Source organism: Bifidobacterium scaligerum, assembly GCF_002802865.1.
Lineage (GTDB): Bacteria > Actinomycetota > Actinomycetes > Actinomycetales > Bifidobacteriaceae > Bifidobacterium > Bifidobacterium scaligerum.
Genome location: NZ_PGLQ01000001.1, coordinates 97,376 through 116,414 on the forward strand (window position 1 = coordinate 97,376; position 19,039 = coordinate 116,414).

The window sequence follows — 19,039 nt, forward strand, 5'->3', positions numbered from 1 at the left end:
AGCCCGCCGTGCCGCTCGCCGCCGCATATCGCTGCTAGGCTGGGCGAAGCGGAACAACATTGGGGAAAGCAGACAGGCGAAAGGGGAGAGGCATGGCGCACATTACCGAGGCGAGCGAGAGGCCCATCCTGAAATCAAAGGTGTTCCTGTACGTCACCGAATTTTTCTCGGGGCTTTCGGTTATGGCCGCCGAACTTGGTGCCTCTCGTCTGCTGGCGCCGTATTTCTCCAGCTCGCAGATCGTATGGACCATCATCATCGGCACCATCATGATCGCCCTTGCGTTGGGTGCCGTGTTCGGCGGACGCTGGGCGGACCGCGATCCCAATCCCGACAAGCTGTACATGCGCATCATGGTGGCCGCCGTGTGGATTTCGCTGATTCCATTGGTCGGCAAATATCTGATTCTGCTGATCTCCGGCATGCTCATCGTCACCGTCTCGACGAACTTCCTGATCATCGCCGCGTTTGTCAGCTGCGCGATCATCTTCGTGCCGCCGCTGTTCCTGTTGGGTACCGTGACCGCCGGCCTCAACAAGTTCGCCACCACATCCCTGGAAGATAACGCCTCGGTGGTGGGCCGCCTGTCCGCATGTAACACGATCGGTTCCATTTTGGGCACCTTCCTGCCCACGTTCGTCACGATTCCCGCAGTCGGCACGTTCGTCAGCTTCCTCATCTTCTCCGGGGCGTTGCTGGTCATCCCGCTGATCTACTTCATCTCCATCCGAGCCCGTCGTGTGTCCTGCGCAGTCTGCGCGCTGATCTTCGCCATCACGAGCTGCTTGTCGCCGCTGACCGGCTTCGCATTCTGGGAGAACTCCTCGACTCTGGCCTACGAAGGGGAGTCCATATATAACTACCTGCAGGTCAAGAACCTGTCCGACCGAACCATATTGTCCACCAACGTGCTTTTCGGCGTCCAGTCCGTCACGATGAAGAACCAAGGACTGACCGGAATGTACTACGACACCGCGCTCGCCGCTCCCGCGCTCGCCGACCATGCCGACTCCGCGCTGATTCTCGGCATGGGCACCGGCACGTACGCCCGCCAACTCAAGCAGTACTACCCGGATATGAAGATCACCGGCGTGGAGATCGACCAGAAAATCACCGATCTGGCCGGCCGGTATTTCGACGAACCATCCTCGATTCCGGTCTCCACCTATGACGGCCGCGCCTGGCTGGCGGCATCCGACCAGACATATGACGTCATCATGGTCGATGCGTATCAGGACATCACCATACCTTTTCAGATGAGCTCCACCGAGTTCTTCACTATGGTAAAAGGCCATCTCAATCCCGGTGGCGTGATGGTGGTGAACATGAACATGATCTCGGATGGTGCGGGCTCGATTAACGAGGCGCTCACCGATACCATCGCCAGCGTGTTCGGGGAGCGCAACATGCTGACCGCCGACGTACCAAGCACTACAAATCGTGAGCTGTTCGCCAAAACCATCGGCGAAGACAAGTCCACCAAAGGCGCAAGCGATATCAAACGAGATGCCAAAGCCATTCCGCTGCGTTCGGTGACCTATATGCGCACCGGTTCTGAAGACCTCAAATGGTATATGAACGAAGTCGCCGAGCGATTCGAGGAAGTTGAGGCACCGGGCTCAGCCTCGACCATCCTCACCGACGACAAGGCCCCGGTCGAGGTGCTCGGCATGCGTGCCATTGACCAGCTCATCGCCAAGGAGGCCGGCCCGTACCGCGAGATTCTGAAAACCGAAGGCATCGGCGGGCTGCTGCGAGCCGTGCAGTGATTGTACGAACGTCGATCGGACGGTGACGCTGTCGTGACGACCAAACTGCTACAGTCATTGCGGTTGACATCGTCAACCGAGCGTTGACATCGTGCACTGTGCGTGTCGATGTCCGAGGCTGTGGTAAACTCTCCATTTGGCTTGAGAAATCAAGAAAGCGGGGCAACCCCACCTGGAAGCCTTTCAAGGCCTCGGGTCCAAGGCAAAAGCCTTTCCGATTGCGAAAACAGTACGCAACCGGTGTGATGCGCTTCTGACGCGTCCGAATTGATGACGTGCGTTGATAGACGTAGGTTTTGGCTTGCCGTGGAACTGATGTTTTGCATGACTTTCGATGGAGCCTCGCGAGGAACAGCAGAGGATTGGAGTCATCATCAGCGACGAACCACGTATTAACGACGAGATTCGCGTCCCGCAGGTACGTCTGATCGGCCCTAAGGGTGAGCAGGTCGGCGTCATCGCGACCACCGTCGCGCTGAACCTGGCCAAGGAGGCTAACCTCGATCTCGTCGAGGTGGCCCCCAACGCGAAGCCTCCGGTCGCCAAACTCATCGATTACGGCAAGTTCAAGTACAACGAGAAGATCAAGGCTCGTGAAGCTCGCCGCAACCAGAGCACCGCGGAAATCAAGGAAATCCGTTTCCGCCTGAAGATCGACGACCACGATTTCGATGTGAAGAAGGGTCATGTGACCCGCTTCCTGAACGGCGGCGATAAGGTCAAGGTCACCATCATGCTGCGTGGCCGTGAAATCTCCCGCCCGATTGGCGGTGTGGAACTACTGCAGCGTCTGGCTGACGATGTGGCGGAGTTCGGCACCATCGAGTCCAAGCCGAAGCAGGAGGGTCGCAACATCATCATGACCCTCGCTCCGAAGGGCAAGAAGGTGCATACGCAGTCCGAGCAGCGCCGTCGTGGTGCGGAGTCCCGCGCCGAGCGTCAGGCTCGTCAGGCCGCTCGCCTGGCTGCCAAGCAGGAGGCGCAGGCCCAGGCCGTGGCTGAGGCGAAGGCCTCGGTTTCCCCCGTGACTTCCGAAACGAAGAAGCAAACCAGCAAGGAGGGCAGCAATGCCGAAGATGAAAACTAATTCCGCCGCTTCCAAGCGCGTCAAGATCACCGGCACCGGCAAGGTGAAGCACGTCGGTTCCGCCATGCGTCACAACCTTGAGCACAAGTCCGCTCGCAAGCGCCGCATGCTGTCTGCCGACGACGTGCTGCGCGGTGGCAACGCCCTGAAGCTCAAGCAGCTGCTGGGCAAGTGAGCCAGAACTCTCACAAGAACGAATAAGACTTTAGAAAGCTGAGGAATAGATTATGGCACGTGTCAAGCGCGCAGTAAACGCCCACAAGAAGCGTCGCGTTGTTCTGGAGAGGGCTTCCGGCTACCGCGGCCAGCGCTCCCGCCTGTACCGCAAGGCCAAGGAACAGCTGCTGCACTCCTTTAACTACAACTTCCGCGACCGTAAGGCTCGCAAGGGTGACTTCCGCAAGCTGTGGATCCAGCGTATCAACGCTGCCGTCCGCGCTGAGGGCATCACCTACAACCGCTTCATCCAGGGTCTGCGTCTGGCCGGTATCGAGCTGGATCGTCGCGCTCTCGCCGAGATCGCCGTTTCCGATGCCGAGACCTTCAAGACCATCGTCGAGGCTGCCAAGGCCGCTCTGCCTGAGGACGTCAACGCTCCTGCTGAGGCGTGAAACAGACAGTCCGGTGGACTGTCTGTAGCCGAAGTGAGCAGCTGTGCTGCGAAGGACGCGTGAAACGCGTCGGGCGTGAAGCAGACAGTCCGGTCGGCTGCTCATAGGCTGATATCTTGATAAGACCCCGCAATATGCGGGGTCTTATCATATCCGTTGCTCTTCGGAAGATTCCGCCCACGGTTTTCGACGTATTTGCACAGCGTACACCGGCAGATGGCACGCGTATTGTTCCAAAAGGTCATACGGTCGTATGACCGTATGACCTACCATAGGACCTCATGACCAGCAGTTTCGACAGACTTACCGAACAGTTCCTCGTCCACATCGGAGTGGAACGGGGACTGGCCGATGCCACGGTAGGCGCCTACAAGTCGGATATCACCAAATACGTGAACTGGTTGCAATCCCGCAGCATCAGCAACCCGGAAGACATCGGCAGACAGGATGTGGAAGATTACGTCGCCGCGCTGGACGCTGCAGGGGAATCCGCCCGCTCAAAAGCACGGCGCCTCGCTTCATTGCATGAATTCCATCGTTTCGCCCTTGCCCAGCACATGGTCTCAGACGATGTTTCTGCTTCGATCAAGGCACCCAAGGGAATATCCACGCTGCCGGACGTATTGAGCGTTGATGAAGTGGCGCGTTTGCTTGATGCGGTTCTGCCTGACGAAACCGCAGCCGGCGTGAGCGCCGACCCTGTTCAGTTGCGCAACAAAGCGTTGCTCGAATTCATGTACGCCACCGGTTGCCGTGTTTCGGAAGCTGCCGGCGCGAATCTCGACGACATCGACTTGACAGAACATGTCGCCCGGCTCATGGGCAAGGGATCCAAACAACGGCTCGTGCCCATTGGCGGATACGCATGCGAAGCACTGGCCCGGTACCTCAATGCCGCGCGAGGTGAGCTGGAACGTCGTACCACTGCAAAAGTCCCCGAACGGCGCGCTGTCTTCCTCAATAAACGCGGCCGCCGCATCTCCCGCCAATCCATTTGGGAAGTGGTCAAGGAAGCAGGACAGAAGGCAGGTATCACCCGTCCGCTGCATCCGCACACACTGCGACACTCCTTTGCCACCCATCTCATTCAGGGCGGGGCAGACGTGCGCACGGTGCAGGAGCTGCTTGGCCATGCCAGCGTGACCACCACGCAGATATATACGCATGTGAGCCCGGAACATCTCATCGAGGCGTACCTCATGGCCCATCCGCGTGCCCGCTAAGAGGCTTGTATTCGGCAGCAGGCTCGTAGGAATCGCGTATGCAATTGTCTCTGGATCGCTGGCCGAGCCCCACGAGTAGTCTGGATGAGTGGTGAGCGGTGTGTTCGGCGAGGAGACGAGGCTGACATGGGTGATTGGCGCGACGATCGAGGAGAGGATTTCCGTCAAGGAACTTTGCCTATGGCGGGAACGTATGTCGTTGCTCCACCTCATGGCGAGGATGTTGATAAGGTAGACGGTATGCCTACCGATCAGCTTGGACGTGAATACGAAACCTTCCCTGCCCCTGCACCCCTTCAGCAGCATGGCCCGGCGCGGGTCATCGCCATGTGCAATCAGAAGGGCGGCGTAGGCAAAACCACCAGTTCCATCAACATCGCCGGCGCGTTGGCCCAATATGGCCGCCGCGTACTCATCGTGGATTTCGATCCGCAGGGTGCCGCCACCGTGGGGTTGGGCATCAATGCGAACGCCGTGGAGAATACCATCTATACGGCCCTGTTCGATATTTCCGTGGACCCGCACGATGTGATACAGCACACGGCGTTCGAGAATATCGATGTGATTCCGGCGAACATCGACCTGTCCGCCGCCGAAGTTCAACTGGTTACCGAAGTGGGGCGAGAGCAGATTCTCGCCGGTGTGCTGCGTAAGCTCAAGAACGAATACGATCTCATCATCGTTGACTGCCAGCCCTCGCTCGGTCTGCTCACCGTCAACGCGTTGACCGCCGCGGACGGCGTGATCATTCCCGTCGCCGCGGAGTTCTTCGCTTTGCGAGGCGTGGCCCTGCTGATGCAATCCATCGAAAAGGTGCAGTCCCGCATCAATCCGTCGCTAGAGGTATACGGCGTGCTGGTGACCATGTACACCAAGACGCTGCACTGCGAAGAGGTCTGTCAACGCATCTACGAGGCATTCCAAGACAAGGTCTTCCATACGGTGATCTCCCGCTCCATCAAACTACCGGATTCCACGGTGGCCGCGGCTCCCGTGGTAGTGTTCGCCCCCGAGCATAAAACCGCCAAGGAATACCGTGAGGTTGCACGAGAGCTTGTGGCCCGTGGCATTGTGGCCTGACCCTGCTGTTTGCGCTGGCAGACGGGAGGTCGAATATGCGGCTGAACCGACAAGGGCTGAAAAGAAGCGTCGATGAACGATTCTGCCATATCTGACTCGTCTGCTTCCCGATATCATGACGCGGCTAACTCACCGACCATCGGTTTCCGTGTGGATTTGCCGGTCTATTCCGGTCCGTTCGATGCGCTGCTTGGCCTGATCGCCAACAATCGGCTGGAGCTGACCGAAGTGTCGCTGTCCTCAATCACCGAGGAATTCCTGACCTATGTGCGCGCATTGGATTTCACGCGCAACATGGACGAGGCCAGCGCTTTTCTGGATGTGGCCTCGATTCTGGTGGAGGCCAAAAGCGCCGCGCTCCTGCCTTCCGGGCAGGAAGGCCAACGTGACGAGCAAAGCCTTGCAGCCTTGCGAGAGCGGGATCTGTTGTTCGCGCGATTGCTGCAATACCGTGCCTACAAACAAGCCGCCGGCGATTTCAGTGCGCGTATGGCCGCCAATGCTGGCCGGTTCCCGCATCCCGCCATAGTGGATGACACCATGGCCGCACTGCTGCCCGAACTCGTCTGGACGGTGAGCGCGGACGAGCTGGCGCGTCTTGCCGCACGCGTGATCACTAACGCGCCCGTGCAGCAAGTGTCCGTCCATCAGCTGCATGTGCCGTTGGTCGATCTACGTGCGCAGTCCTTGCTGGTACGCGAACGGCTCAAAGCCGCGCTGGAGCAGGAGAGTGCGGACCGCGGTGGGTCGGATGACAGCGATGATAATGCCGGTTCGCTGAGTTTCCGCGATCTTACCGCCGATTGCGCGACGCGTATCGAAGTGGTGGCTCGATTCATGGCCATACTGTTGTTCTTCAAACAGGGGTCGTTGCAATATCGGCAAGATGGGCCGTTCGAGGATCTTCGGTTACGCTGGGTGCCCGGCGTGCATGACGATGAGGACGGGTACGGCGCAGTCAGTGAGGAGGATTTCGCCTGATGCATCAGCAGACTTTCGCCACGAATTCTGTCGCCGGTGAATATCCCGGTGGGCTGCCCGCCTGCTTGGAAGCGATATTGATGGCCGCCGATCAGCCGCAGACCTCCGCCGATCTGGCTCGCATACTCGGTTGCGGAGAACGTACCGTGGAGTTGGCGCTGGAATCCTTACGTGAAGAATACGAAGGCAACCCGGAACAAGGCATTCGCCCGCGCGGTTTTGAACTACGTCTGACCGCCAGCGGTTGGCAGTTCGCCAGCCGTGCCGCCTATGAGCCCTTGGTTGGGGCGTTCGTCACCGATGGCCAGACCGCTCGCCTCAGCCAGGCAGCTCTTGAAGCATTGGCGATTATCGCGTATCGACAGCCTGTGACCCGTGCGCAGGTCGCCGCCATCCGCGGCGTTAACTCGGATGGCGTGATCCGCTCGCTCACCGTGCGCGGGCTGGTCAAGGAAGACGGCGTCGATCCTGACTCCCATGCCGCGTTGTTGGCGACATCCGCCCTGTTTCTGGACAAGATGGGACTGACGTCGCTTGATGATCTGCCCTCGCTGGCACCATTCCTACCGCCCGTGGACGATGTCACCGGGGATGCGCCGGTGATGTCACCGGGCCATGCAGACGATTGAGATGCGTTTTCTTGCCAAGTCTTGTCTCATATTCGACGAGTTATAGTCATAGTGACTATAACTCGTGCTATGCTATCCGAACAAGGGGGAAGGCTCGCTGGAAGGAGGTATGGCGATGGGATTCGGCAATGTATCCGAACGCCGCAGTGCGCCGCCGCAAATTGGCGTATCCGTAGTGATTCTCGCACTCGGTCCTCGCTCGCATGACGTTCACGATACTTCCGCATCGCATTGCCAGTTGTGGCTGCCGCTTGTCAGACGAGTTCGTCAGCCGTTTCTCGGTTGCTGGGCGCTGCCTGGAGGGGATTTGAGAGCGGACCGTTCTCTGGAGCAATCCGCGTATATGGCGCTGGAGTCCACCACATCCCTGCATCCTCGCTATCTGGAGCAGTTGTACACGTTCGGAGATCCGGCGCGTTCGCATGGCGGACTGCCGATGGTTTCCATCGTGTACTGGGCGTTGGTCGAGCAACGTGAGGCAGTGGATGCTGAGGACGACGACAATGTACGCTGGTTCCCGGAAGACGATCTGCCACCGTTGGCCTTCGATCATCGTGACATCATCGACTATGCGTTGGCTCGTCTTCGTTCCAAAATCGAGTATTCGGATGTGGCTACCCGTCTGCTCGGACCCACTTTCACGTTGCGCCAGCTGCATGGCGTCTATGAGGCCATCGCCGGTCAAAGCCTTGATTTGGCGAATTTCCGTCGCAAGATGCTTGCCTCCGGTGACCTTGAAGATACTGGTCGGAAAGTGCGTGAAGGGCGACAGCGTCCTGCTGCGGTCTATCGGTATGTGCCCTCGGATACTCCGGGCATCGCTTCACCATGGACGGGAAATGCTTCAACGTACTCCCGCCAAGATGTGATCGAGTCCGCCGATTCGCAGATCGATCACGAAGCAGAGCATGCCATGACTCATGCCGACGACGCCTTGTCTCCGTTGATTCCCGCCGCGCACGGGTGACTCGCTTGTGCGAACCGTGGAGCACAGGCATGCGGATGGTCGCATCCGAGGCAAACGCGAATCCAACGAGAGACAGCGTATGCGTCCTGCGTGGTCTCAATCGCAAAAACGAATCGGCAGCAATAACTCTTAGCTCAATCAACATAACCAAAACACAAGGAAAACAAGAGAAGAAGGTTCACTATGAGTGACGCCAAGGAGAAGAGCTCCGCGCTCTCCGTGGAGGAACAGGGCATCGACACCATCGCCGAGTCCGACCGTCACGGCAGTCCGAAGGATCTGTTCTGGCCATGGTTCGCCGCCAACATTTCCGTGCTTGCCATGTCGTACGGCGCATGGGCACTTGGTTTCGGCATTTCGTTCTGGCAGGCCACGCTCGCCGCCATTCTGGGTATTGTCGTCTCCTTCCTGCTGGTGGGCATCGTATCCATCGCCGGCAAGCGCGCCAATGCTCCGACGATGGTCATCACACGCGCTACCTTCGGTGTCGAGGGAGCCAAGGTCCCGTCCGTGCTGAGCTGGATTGCCACGCTCGGTTGGGAGATCTCGCTGACTACCACCGCCGTGCTGGCACTTGCCTCCACATTCCAGCGTCTCGGATGGGGAACCGGTGCCGCGCCGAAGATCATTTCCACCATCATCGTGGTGGGGCTTGTGGTGGTCGCCGGCATTTTCGGCTACGACCTCATCATGAAAGCGCAGCAGGCCATTACCGTGATCAGCGGTGTGGTAACCATTGGCTTCTTGGTCCTCGGCTGGTCCCACATTGATTTCGCCGCCGTCGGTGCTTCGCAATCCGGCTCGGTCCCATCCGTGCTTGGCGCATTCCTGTTCGTCATGACCGGCTTCGGTCTGGGCTGGGTGAACGTGGCCGCCGATTACTCGCGTTATCTGCCGCGCAAGTCCTCCAACGCCGGCATCGTATTCTGGTCCACGTTCGGTGCCTCGCTGGCCCCGGTGTTGCTCGTAATTTACGGTGGTCTGCTGGCCGTATCCAACCAGAAGCTCTCTGAAGCTGTGGGCAATGACCCGATCGGTGCCATGGCTTCCATCCTGCCGACCTGGTACCTTGTACCGTTTACTCTCGTAGCGGTGCTCGGTCTCATGTCCGGTGCCATTATGGATAACTATTCCAATGGTCTGGCTTTGCTGAGCTTCGGCATCAAGCTGCCGCGCGTGGCTGCCGCCGGTTTGACCGCGGCCCTGACTGTGCTTGGCGTGGTCTACGTCACCTTCTTCTCAGACACCTTCATCGGCCCGTTCCAAGGCTTCCTCATCACCTTGGGCGTGCCGATGGCCGTGTGGACCGGCCTGTTCATCGCCGATGTGCTGCTGCGTAACAAGGACTACAACACCGAAGACCTATACACGGCCGATGGCCGTTACGGTGCATGGAACGTGAAGTCCTTGGTGATTCTCGTGGTCGGCACGTTGATTGGTTGGGGCCTTGTGGTTAATACCTCCGCCAGCTGGCTCGAATGGCAGGGCTACTTCCTTGGACTTTTCGGAGGCAAGGAGGGGGCTTGGGCGTCCGCCAACCTTGGTGTGATCGTGGCCTTGGTGATTGGCTTTGTAGGCGCATTGCTGTTCCAGCGCGGCGATATCGCAGCTCAAGAAGCACAGGAATAGGAGAACTGACATGGCAATTCCGTCTGATGAATGGCTGGTCGTTATCGACCGTCAGAAAGTGTTCGCCGAGTCCGACTGGTCCGACTGGGCCTGCCCCGATGGCTCATTCCACACTACCGACGCTCCGTTCGCCGCGCTCGCCAGAGCTTACGGAGATCGTGTGGTCTACACCCGTTACGTGGCACCCACGCCCGCATTGGACGCATGGGTGGACTACTTCAAAGACTGGCCGCAGTTCCTGGTTCCCCCGGATGATCCGATGTATGACCTGACCGAAGATACGGCCGCGCTTGCCGCCGGGCATCCGGTGGTCAGCCGTGATACTTTCGGTAAGTGGGGCAGCGCCCTGTCCGAGGCGATTGGCGGGGCCAAGAAGATTGCGCTTGTGGGAGTCGCCACCGACTGCTGTGTGATCACTACTGCATTGGCCGCCGCGGACGCCGGCGTCGCCGTACGTGTGGTGGCTGACGCATGCGCCGGTTCCAGCCCTGAGAACCATCAACGGGCTCTCGATACGATGGCGTTGTTCGCACCATTGATCACCATCACCGATTCGGCTGCCGTACTCGGCTGATCGGTGCCTTTCTTGGCTATATGGCCTGCGCGCTTGACGTGCAGGCCATTTTTCATGCCTATCGTCACTTGGCAACCGCTGGCATGAACGGTCAGGCATGTCATATCTCATATTTCGATGGTTTATCCCCCTTATGGACACGCCAATAATTGCAATACCTGTCAAGCCCCCATACCCCCGAAAACAGAGCTGAAGGGTTACAGTGGTACTTCTCTTAACTTTTAGCCCCGATGTTGGTACGAGCGGGAACGAGTGGTGAATATCATGTGTTGTCGATATGAAATTGCTCGGGGGGGGGTCTTTTGCGGCATCCTTCCTTCCAGAAATACAAGCGCCTGTTATAAGGGCATCTACCGTCGCTCGGCAATCGGGAATCTTCGTATCTTGCTGTGCATAGGGGTTCATGATGGCTAGCGGCAGGTTCACCGACGAGGAACGCCGATATCTGCGTTCGCTCGCTGCGGTATCACGAGTTACCGAAACGCGAATCACATACACTATGGCGTTTCGCGAGGAATGTATGCGCCGATATTGGAACGGCGAATCCAGTACCAAGATTTTCCGCGAGGCTGGACTTGGCCCGGAGATTATCGGGCACAAGCGCATCGAACGGTGTATCGCCCGATGGCGCAATGATGGCGTAGCGTCCGGCGCACATAACGATTTTCGCCACCGTTCGATGACATCAGGCGTTGAAAACGAATCGCAACTGCGCCAGCGGGTGAAGGAAGATGAGCGCATCATCGTGCTGCAAGCACGCAGAATCCAGGCACTGGAGGATCAGCTCAATCAATTGCATGCGGATTTTCGCAAGTTGAGGCGTGCGGAACTATCCGGACGCGCCATCCATACGGACATGCTTGATCAAGATTCCGATGCCGGGACAGGGGCGGAGCGTGCATCATGAGCATTCAGGACATAATCTCTACGCTCCGCAGACGGTGGAGATTCGAGCTGGTGGTGCTGATCGCGGCGGTCGTCGCTATCGCCGTATACCTCTATGTGCAGGTGCCGGTGTATTCCGCGACGACGCGCGTGTACATAAGCTTCAGCGGGGAAGGTGATGCCGCCGATGGTTCGGTGGATGGCACCGGGGCCAGTGAGTCGGCAACTTCGGGCCTAATCGGAGGCTCGTCATTCCAATACACGCCAAGCGAATATGTGAACCAGCAGTTGTCGTTGATCCCCGCGCTGGTCACTACGCCGGCTGTGCTGGACGGTGCGGCTGACCAGCTCGGCTTGCCGTCATCCCAAGGACTGGAGGAGAGTCTGAGCGCAGCCGTGTCCGATGGGTATTTCGTTACGATCACCGCCATGGATGAGCATGCGCAGCACGCCGCGGACATTGCGAACGCCGTTGCATCGAGTTTGGCCAGTCAGCTGGCGTCGCCGAATCGCAGCGATACGAATCTGTACATTCCCTCCCACTTGCGGTTGTCCATCGTGAACAAGGCTGTGGCGGAAAAGACACCGTCATCTCCGAACACCAAGGCGATCATCGGCGTCGGGGGATTGGCTGCGTGCGCTTTGGCATGTTTCGCCGGCATCGTTCGTGAACTGTGCGACAACAGGATTCGCAGGGCATCCGAGGTGCAACAGTTGCTGCACGCGCCATTGCTGGGCGCGGTACCCAAGTCGTCTTCCTTCCAACCAGGTGTTCCTGTGATCATTCGGTCCTCCGACACCTTGGAGGCGGAGATGATCCGGCGCATCGCCTCCAACCTGACCTTCGTGGTTCCCGATCGCACCGAGTTGTCCAATGTGTTCGTCATCGCGTCGTATGGCCCGGGCGAAGGCAAGACGACGTTGTCGATCGAGCTGGCGGCGGCATTCGCCGAACAGGGGCGCAAGGTACTGCTCATCGGCGCGGATTTCCGTCACCCGTCCATCGCTCAGCGGCTTGGACTGGCCGATGAGGTGGGATTGAGCCACCTGCTGACCGGCCAGGTCGATATACGCTCCGCCGCAAGACAATATTGGAAACCGGGATTCCATGTGCTGCCTGCAGGCCGGCGAGTAGCCAACCCCGGAATTCTGATCAACTCCCAATCCATGCGCACCTTGCTGCACGAGGTATCTCGACAATACGAATGGGTGATCGTGGACGCCGAACCGATGACAGTGGCCAACGATGCCGCCGTATTCGCCAAAGAAGGAGCGAAACTGGTGCTGGTCGCTGGGCGAGGCCTGTCCGATCGCTCCCAGCTGCGGGACATGGACCGTGAATTTGAAATCATCAACGTACAGCCTGTGGGCGTTATCTGGAATTTCGCCGATCAGGACCGTGGAGCGGTGAAAACCCACGACAAATACTACGGAGGTACGAAACGCCGTAGCGGAAACGAGCGTGAGGCTCATCCCGAGATTGGTCCTATCCCCGAAACCCGAAACGGGCCCACGGTTGCGCCGGATGACCAATTGGCGGCCGGCGCCTTGACCGGGAGACCATGATGAACACGACGAAAAGGCATGATGGCACGGCAGCCGTTGACCGTGGAGACGCCCGGCTGCGTGTGCTGATCGTCCAAGAAGCCATGGGTGGTTGCGGACGGCACGTGGCCGATCTGATAGCCGGACTTGACCATTCACGATTCGATGTGACGTTGCTCTATGGCACAGGACGTGTGGATGCGTATTTCAGATCACGCATTGCACAACTGCAACAGTGCGCCAATCTGATCGGATGCGATGATCTATGCCGGGAAATTGATCCCGTGCGTGATCTGCGGGCGTTTATCGAAACGGTGCGTGTGATTCGTCGTGTCCGTCCGGATATCGTGCATTGCCACAGTACGAAAGGCGGGGTGATAGGGCGTGCGGCCGCGTGGCTGTGCCGCGTGCCTGCCGTGTTTTACACGCCGCACGCCTATGCGTTTCAATCGCCACAGGTGAAGTCATGGAAACGGCATCTGTATGTAGCAGTGGAGTTGATATTGGCGCGCGTGGCCACTACACGCACCTTGAATGTGTCCGCCGGGGAGCGCCGTGAAGCGTTGAAGCATCGATTGGGTCGGCCGGACCGATTCCATGTGGTGATCAACGGGCTTGCTGACGTCACGTTACCTCACAAAGCCGTGATACGGGAACGGCTTGGCCTGCCTCAGCATGTTCCTATCGTCGGGGTCGTGGCGCGTCTGGTGGACCAGAAATGCCCGATGACGGCGGTACGTATCGCCCGGCGGCTGATTGCGCATGATGCTCACGTACACGTTGCGTTTGTAGGATCCGGCCCGTTGGAATCCGAAGTACGCGCATTCTGTGCCGAAAACGGTATCGAACATAATGTGCATTTTCTCGGTGAACGAGATGACGCTGACCTGATCGTAGGTGCGTTCGATGTGTCTCTGCTGTGCTCCTTGTATGAGGGTCTACCGTATTCGCTTATCGAATCGATTCGTGCTGGTGTGCCGATTGCGGCAAGCGCTGTGACCGGTAACGAAGATGTTGTTCGGGAAGGGGTTAATGGTTGGACGTTCCCGGTGGAGGATGTCGATGCCGGAGCTGCGGCAGTGGAGCGTCTGCTTGTGGACCCACCTCAAGCGGATGACGTTCGTAAGGATTTTAGCACACGATTCCGCATCGAGAACATGTTGACGGATATTACCGAACAGTATGAGCTGGTGCAGGATAAGGCCGTGCGGCACGAATCCATGCGGTATGGATCCGCGTCGTCCTCGTTCACAACAGTCGCGACATGGAACAAGACACGTTTCGCGACGGAAACGGGGGAGCAATGACGCTGGTCAAGACATGGTATCGTCTCGTCGGCCTGCTGACCAAGCTGCTGTATCGACTGATCTATGGTCGCAAAATTCGCTGGGGCAAGGCCGTGCATATGCGTCACGGCTTCCGCGCCACCGTAGACGGTGACGGCCAGATCGTGATCGGCGATGACGTGTTCTTCAACAACGGATGCGCATTGCACGCCATGCGTGAGATTCGTATCGGAGCCGGCACGATATTCGGTGAAAATGTACTCGTCTATGATCACAATCATCGGTTTTCCGAACCCCAGATGTCGTTCAAGGATCAGGGATACAGCATTGATCCGGTACGAATCGGACGTCATTGCTGGATCGGTTCGAACGCGACCATTCTCAAAGGCGTGACCATCGGCGACAATTGCGTGATCGGGGCCGGCTGCGTCATCGATCATTCCATTCCCGACGGCTCGCTGGTCAAACTGTCGAAACAGAACGTGATCGAACGCATCGCATTTTCCACGCCCATTGCCGAAGCTGGTGAACGGACAAACGGTGCAGATGCCGCCTCCCAAGGCGCGGGTCCGGTGCGGGTGCTGGTACTGGACACGGTGATGGATCGCGGCGGCGCGGAAACCATGACAATGAACTATCTGCGTCATATGGATCGCAGCAAAGTCGTATACGACGTGCTCGTCAACCGGCCGTGGCGCGGCGCCTACGAGGATGAGTTCGAAGCGCTTGGCGGTCGAGTCTGGCGCATGTGTCCGATGTACCCGCAAAGCTTCGCCCGGTACAAGCGCGAGTTCAGAGCGTTCCTCAAACAGCATCCCGAGTATCGCATCATCCATTCCAATCTTGAGGAGCGCAGCTATTTCCCGTTGCGTATCGCGGCTGAAGAAGGAATTCCGGTGCGCATCGCCCATGCGCACAACCGTCCACGTGGTATTGATCCGAAGCTGTTGTTCCGCGAGTATTTCCGTCTGCGTCTGCGCCTAGGCAAATATGCCACGCATCAGTTCGCGTGCGGGCGTGAAGCAGGCGAGTGGCTGTTCGGCCGCGCACGGCGTTCGCAGGTGACCTTGCTGCACAACGCCATAGACACCGCGCAATATCAATATGATCCCGACGTCGCAGCCCAAGTAAGGCAAGAACTCGGCGTCGAGGATTCCGGGACACTGGTGGTGGGCCATGTTGGCCGGTTCTTCCCCCAGAAGAACCATACGTTCCTGTTGGATGTGTTCGCGGCCGTGCACCGCATGCATCCGAACAGTGTGCTGTGGCTGGTCGGTGGCGGCGAACAGGACGATCGGCTCAAGCATGAGATGGAGCGCAAGACCGAGCGTCTTGGCATCGCCGACGCGGTGCGTTTCTTAGGTGTGCGCAGCGATGTGCCACGGCTCATGCAAGGCATGGATGTATTCGTGCTGCCCAGCCTTTATGAAGGACTGCCGGTCACGATGATCGAGGCGCAGGCGGCCGGCCTGCCCTGCGTGATTTCCAGTGCTGTGCCCGCCGAATGCGATGTGACCGGTCGTGTGCGCTCGCTGGCATTGCGTGAGTCGCTTGATTGTTGGGCGCAGGCCATTCTTGACCAAGCTGGATCGAACAAGGGCACGTCATGGCGTATTGAAGGAGCTTCTCTGGTGACGCGTGCCGGCTATGACATCGTCTCCAATGCGCGCCGGATGCAGGATTTCTATCTGAAGGCGCTGGACGATGCGGAAGGCGACCGTGATGAATGATCGGCGTGCCACCCGGTCAATGCGCCCCCTGTACCGGCATGAATACGTGACGACTTCCCATGATCGGCGCGCTCATCGCATGCGTCGATCGGCCGTGGGGAAGCGAATGCGTAACCTGCTCATCATCGGTACGCCGCTGGTCATGGTTGTAGCGAAACTCATGGTTGCATTCGTGCTGCCGGCAAAATACTTCTACGACAACAACCGCATTCTTGCCATGTCCACTGGCCAATCCAGCCCGTTGGCCGCCTGGGGAGGATCGTATCGTATCGCCGCGGACCTGTTCGCCGCGATCAACGTATTCGATATCGATACGATGATCGGCTGGTCGGTGTCCATGGGCGTGATCTTCACTGCTGTGATGTTGTGGCTGATGTTACGCGCCGACGCGCCGGACGCGGCGCAGCTGGTGTTCCTGCTGGCCACGGCGGGATTGCTGAACATCTATGTGTTCACCATCGGCAAAGACATCATCCAGTTCATGGTTTTCCTGACTGTGTACCTAGTGCTGACCATGCCGATTCGGCGCACAGTCGTAAGGATTGTGCTCGCCGCGGTGATTCTGTATGTCGAAAGCCTGTTTTTCCGTGCCTATTACGTGCTGATCGCCGCACTGGTGTTGGCCGTATACGCGATATTATTCGCGTTCCGCGCCAAGAAACGACGGCTGGGGTTGGCTCATGTGGCGGCGATCATTGCACTGATGATTGCTTCCGTATGGGTGATGCTGGCCGTATCCGCCCGTATGATGCCTGCCGACTATGCACAAGTGATGACGTTGCGTGATGGCTACGATCAGGTGATGGACGGCAACGCCGATTCCTTCACCTATATACGCAATCTGGTACCTGGCAAGGGTTTGCCGGTATTCATGGTCAATTATGTGATTAACGCGTTACGCATGATGGTTCCGGTGGAACTGGCGATGCGCGGAGCATACTATCTGCCGTTCTTCATATTCCAACTCATGGTGAGCGCATATCTGGTGAATCTGTTGCGTCAGGTCAACGAGATCCGGGACCCCGCGCTGTTGCTCGCCCTATGCGTGTTCCTCGGCTATGCGCTCGCTTCGTTTATCTTCGAGCCTGACTTTGGCTCATGGACGCGTCACGAAGCCGCCACCTTCCCTGTGCTGCATCTGCTGGTGCTCAACCGGTATCAGCAGATGCCGGCCGGTGAATTGAACAGCTTCTCGACCCGGTACGGCAGAACGACGGTGCCGCTGGCGATGAAGGGCGGTGAACAATGAGGAAAGACCATTGCGGCATTCGAGAACTAGACCACCTGATTTGCTCCGACTGTTACCGTTATGCAGGATCCAGCGCCAACAAAGACCTTGTACGGACGTGGTTGATGCAATGGGGATTCCGCTACACCTGCCTGCTGCGCAAGGCACAAGCCCATCGGCGCGGTCCGGCATATTACTGGTATCGGCTGCGTCTGCTCATGGCTTCCCACAAAACCGGTTTCCAAATAGGCTATGGCGCTCGCATCGGCACAGGCCTGTTTCTCGGGCATCGCGGAACGATTATCGTCAATGAACAGGCTTCGCTGGGCAGCAACGTGAATCTCAGTCCCGGCGTCGTCATCGGGCAGGAGAACCGTGGCGCACGTCGTGGCGCTCCCGTGCTCGGCAATCGCGTGTGGGTGGGGGCTAACGCGGTGATTGTCGGTGCGGTGCATATCGGCAACGATGTGCTGATCGCACCGAATGCCTTCGTCAACCGCGATGTACCGGATCACAGCATCGCACTCGGCAATCCGGTACGTATCATCGCGCGCGAGCGGGCCACCGAGGGATATTGCCATCATCTTGTACCGCCAATGGAGTCCGACGACCAATATGCGGTAGGGGAGGAGGACTTGAGATGAACAACCGTAGTGCTGCGCGTCGCCGTACACTGCATATCGCGTTCTTCTCCGGCGACATTACCCGATCGGGCGGCACCGAGCGTGTTGCCACATGGCTCGCCGGCGCTCTGACAGAGGCGTTTGACGCGTCTTGTTGCCGTCAAGGCGCTCACGGCACCCGGACCCGCATCTCTATCGTGAGCCTGTTCGAAGAACGCGCCGCGCCTGCTTTCCCCATTGATGCCCGCATACGGCGTTTCACGCTTTACCCGGCTGCCGCGCATGGTATATGGCGTTATTTCGCTACTGTGAGGCGGTTGTTTACCCTCGTTCGGCAACAGCATATCGATGTGCTGATCGACATTGACGGCATTCTCGACATGTATGCGTTGCCGGTGAAACGTCTGGCTGGTGTCAAGGTCATCTCGTGGGAGCATTTCAATTGCCTGACAAATCCCGATGTGCCGTACCGCAAGCTGACACGACGCTGGGCTTCTCGTCGGGCCGATGCGATCGTGACACTTACCGGCATCGACCGTACGTTGTATGAACGTCGATTCACGCCGAGATGTCCGGTCACTACCATCGCCAATCCAATGCCAGTCGTCATACCGGCACCGGTCTACGGCGACAGTTCCCGACTAATCCTCAGCGCCGGCCGGCTGACCCGCCAGAAAGGTTTCGATCTGCTCGTGGACGTGGCCGCGCGGGTGCTGCCAAAACACCCCGACTGGCGGTGGATGATTCTCGGTGAAGGCGAGGAACGGATGCTGCTTGAGCGGCGCATTGCTGAAACCGGATTGGATGGACGACTGATTCTGGCTGGACGGACGGACGACATGGACGGTTGGATGCGCCGCGCTGACATGTTCGTACTCACTTCGCGCTACGAGGGACTGCCAATGGTGTTGCTCGAAGCCAAGGCCCACTGGTTGCCGATCGTCGCGTTCGACTGCCCGACCGGTCCGTCAGACATCGTTGCGGACAATGTGAACGGGCGCCTGATCGCGGGGCTGTCGGTGCCGGGAATGGCTAACGCCATGGAGCCGTTGATGAATGACGCCGCGTTGCGGCGAGAGTTCTCGCAGCATGCACAGGATGGCGCGGAACGCTTTGATGAATCCATGATTCTTACGCAATGGATGTCGTTACTGCATGATGTTGCGGCGTATGGCGGCAAGGAGTGAGAAGG

18 protein-coding genes are annotated in these 19,039 nt (G+C 58.5%); all 18 read left to right on the forward strand.

Annotated elements, in window-relative coordinates:
• Positions 1-92 precede the first annotated feature (92 nt).
• The 18 genes from CUU80_RS00375 to CUU80_RS00460 all read left to right on the forward strand — a co-directional run bounded on the left by CUU80_RS00375 (position 93) and on the right by CUU80_RS00460 (position 19,034).
• Positions 93-1,769 carry a spermidine synthase gene (locus tag CUU80_RS00375; protein ID WP_165775764.1) on the forward strand — a complete coding sequence of 559 codons (1,677 nt, stop codon included), beginning with the start codon at positions 93-95 and terminating at the stop codon, positions 1,767-1,769.
• Positions 1,770-2,103: 334 nt separating this feature from the next.
• A complete protein-coding gene (infC, locus tag CUU80_RS00380) occupies positions 2,104-2,856 on the forward strand; it encodes a translation initiation factor IF-3 (RefSeq protein WP_100495391.1) in 753 nt (250 codons plus the stop codon).
• Complete coding sequence (gene rpmI, locus CUU80_RS00385; RefSeq protein WP_100495392.1) at positions 2,837-3,031, forward strand: 50S ribosomal protein L35; 195 nt, start codon at positions 2,837-2,839, stop codon at positions 3,029-3,031. The genes infC and rpmI overlap by 20 nt, the downstream gene beginning before the upstream one ends.
• Positions 3,032-3,083: 52 nt before the next feature.
• Positions 3,084-3,467 (forward strand): 50S ribosomal protein L20, encoded by a 384-nt coding sequence (gene rplT, locus CUU80_RS00390; protein WP_100495393.1) that lies wholly within the window; start codon positions 3,084-3,086, stop codon positions 3,465-3,467.
• Positions 3,468-3,748: 281 nt separating this feature from the next.
• Positions 3,749-4,690, forward strand: coding sequence for a site-specific tyrosine recombinase XerD (gene xerD, locus CUU80_RS00395; RefSeq protein ID WP_100495394.1), 942 nt, complete (start codon positions 3,749-3,751; stop codon positions 4,688-4,690).
• Positions 4,691-4,930: 240 nt separating this feature from the next.
• Positions 4,931-5,770, forward strand: a complete 840-nt coding sequence (locus CUU80_RS00400; RefSeq protein ID WP_165775804.1) for a ParA family protein — start codon at positions 4,931-4,933, stop codon at positions 5,768-5,770.
• A gap of 72 nt (positions 5,771-5,842) precedes the next feature.
• Positions 5,843-6,751 (forward strand): segregation and condensation protein A, encoded by a 909-nt coding sequence (locus CUU80_RS00405; protein WP_100495396.1) that lies wholly within the window; start codon positions 5,843-5,845, stop codon positions 6,749-6,751.
• On the forward strand, positions 6,751-7,380 hold the full coding sequence (gene scpB / locus CUU80_RS00410) for an SMC-Scp complex subunit ScpB (RefSeq protein WP_100495397.1): 630 nt from the start codon (positions 6,751-6,753) through the stop codon (positions 7,378-7,380). Before CUU80_RS00405 ends, scpB begins: the two co-directional genes overlap by 1 nt.
• Before the next feature lie 115 nt (positions 7,381-7,495).
• Positions 7,496-8,347 carry an NrtR DNA-binding winged helix domain-containing protein gene (locus tag CUU80_RS00415; RefSeq protein ID WP_117434573.1) on the forward strand — a complete coding sequence of 284 codons (852 nt, stop codon included), beginning with the start codon at positions 7,496-7,498 and terminating at the stop codon, positions 8,345-8,347.
• A gap of 183 nt (positions 8,348-8,530) precedes the next feature.
• Positions 8,531-9,976, forward strand: a complete 1,446-nt coding sequence (locus tag CUU80_RS00420) for a purine-cytosine permease family protein (protein ID WP_100495398.1) — start codon at positions 8,531-8,533, stop codon at positions 9,974-9,976.
• A gap of 10 nt (positions 9,977-9,986) precedes the next feature.
• On the forward strand, positions 9,987-10,550 hold the full coding sequence (locus CUU80_RS00425; RefSeq protein ID WP_100495399.1) for an isochorismatase family protein: 564 nt from the start codon (positions 9,987-9,989) through the stop codon (positions 10,548-10,550).
• A gap of 403 nt (positions 10,551-10,953) precedes the next feature.
• The gene (locus CUU80_RS10825) at positions 10,954-11,457 is read left to right on the forward strand and encodes an HTH domain-containing protein (protein WP_207760055.1); all 504 of its coding nucleotides are present in this window, start codon (positions 10,954-10,956) and stop codon (positions 11,455-11,457) included.
• Entirely contained in the window at positions 11,454-13,001 is a 1,548-nt protein-coding gene (locus CUU80_RS00435; protein ID WP_100495400.1) for a tyrosine-protein kinase domain-containing protein, read from the forward strand. Before CUU80_RS10825 ends, CUU80_RS00435 begins: the two co-directional genes overlap by 4 nt.
• Positions 12,998-14,287 (forward strand): glycosyltransferase, encoded by a 1,290-nt coding sequence (locus CUU80_RS00440; RefSeq protein ID WP_100495401.1) that lies wholly within the window; start codon positions 12,998-13,000, stop codon positions 14,285-14,287. The genes CUU80_RS00435 and CUU80_RS00440 overlap by 4 nt, the downstream gene beginning before the upstream one ends.
• Positions 14,284-15,996, forward strand: a complete 1,713-nt coding sequence (locus CUU80_RS10710) for a glycosyltransferase (protein WP_243388574.1) — start codon at positions 14,284-14,286, stop codon at positions 15,994-15,996. Before CUU80_RS00440 ends, CUU80_RS10710 begins: the two co-directional genes overlap by 4 nt.
• A gap of 106 nt (positions 15,997-16,102) precedes the next feature.
• The gene (locus CUU80_RS00450) at positions 16,103-17,245 is read left to right on the forward strand and encodes a hypothetical protein (protein ID WP_133119375.1); all 1,143 of its coding nucleotides are present in this window, start codon (positions 16,103-16,105) and stop codon (positions 17,243-17,245) included.
• A gap of 104 nt (positions 17,246-17,349) precedes the next feature.
• Positions 17,350-17,868: a serine O-acetyltransferase gene (locus CUU80_RS00455; RefSeq protein WP_165775765.1), complete on the forward strand. Its 519-nt coding sequence runs from the start codon at positions 17,350-17,352 to the stop codon at positions 17,866-17,868.
• A complete protein-coding gene (locus tag CUU80_RS00460; protein WP_243388575.1) occupies positions 17,865-19,034 on the forward strand; it encodes a glycosyltransferase family 4 protein in 1,170 nt (389 codons plus the stop codon). Before CUU80_RS00455 ends, CUU80_RS00460 begins: the two co-directional genes overlap by 4 nt.
• Positions 19,035-19,039 lie beyond the last annotated feature (5 nt).